General features: G+C 37.0%; 1 protein-coding gene. It reads right to left on the minus strand.

The annotated features are described in order from the left end of the window. A partial coding sequence (locus tag E1176_RS00735; protein ID WP_185152512.1) for a peptidylprolyl isomerase occupies positions 1-1054 on the minus strand: 1054 nt, incomplete at both ends.

Genomic DNA, 1054 nt, shown 5'->3' on the forward strand with positions numbered 1-1054 from the left:
CTGGTTAACGAACTATCAGCATAGCTTAAAACCAATGCTTTATTTTGATCTACCCAATTAAAGTCATTTTCTTCTTTAAGCCTATTAATTAGGGCTTGCCTGTTGATTTCGGCTCTGGAATCTCGTTTTACCCGACTTTTTAGTGAAGCCTCCATTTTTTCATAACTATCAATAGAAGCATAGTCTTCCAATCTAATTATATGCCAACCGTATGGTGTCTTTACCGGGTCTGAAATACTTCCAATATCTTCTAATGCAAATGAAGCTTCCTGAAAGCTATATGGCATTTGCCCAACTTTAAATGGCGGTAACTTACCCCCCTTAGTTTTGCTATTTACATCTTCTGAGAATTGCTCAACAAGTTGCTCCCAATTTGCTCCACCAATAGCTTGCTCGTGTAACTCAAATATTTTGTTTTGAATGGCAGCTGAATCAGCACTACCTGGTTTCATTCTAAGCATGAGGTGAGACACTGTAACGCTACCTTGAGCTGGTCTCTTATCTACTACCTTAATAATATGATAACCAAACCGTGTTCTCACAGGGTCTGATATCTCACCTACATTTGTCTCATATGCAGCAGTCTCGAAAGGGTATACCATTTGAAACGAAGTAAAGTAACCTAAATTACCTCCGTTTCTTTGAGCACTTGGGTCTTCTGAGTATTGTTTAGCCAAGATTTCAAAAGACTCACCATTATTTGCTTTTTGTTTAAGTTCTAGCGCCTTATTATACGCCAATAGGGTGTCTTGAGGTGAAGCATTTTCATCTACTTTAATGAGAATATGCGAAGCATTAACTTCAGTTTTGTATCTATCGTAGGCTTCTCTTACCAACTTTTCTGCCACTTTTGTCTCCGTTAAGTAGGGTTTTTTAAGCTGCTCTTTGTATGTGTTAAATTCTTTTATAAACTCTTTAGTAGAGTCTAAACCCTGGCTTTTAGCTTCAGCAATTTTGAGTTTAAATTTCTTATAAAGCTCCAGATAGTCATCTACGTCTGACTTTGTGAAGGCACTATCGTTATTTGTGTTATTCTTCTTGTATACATAAACAA

Origin of the sequence: Fulvivirga aurantia, assembly GCF_009711475.1 — a bacterium.
GTDB lineage: Bacteria > Bacteroidota > Bacteroidia > Cytophagales > Cyclobacteriaceae > Fulvivirga > Fulvivirga aurantia.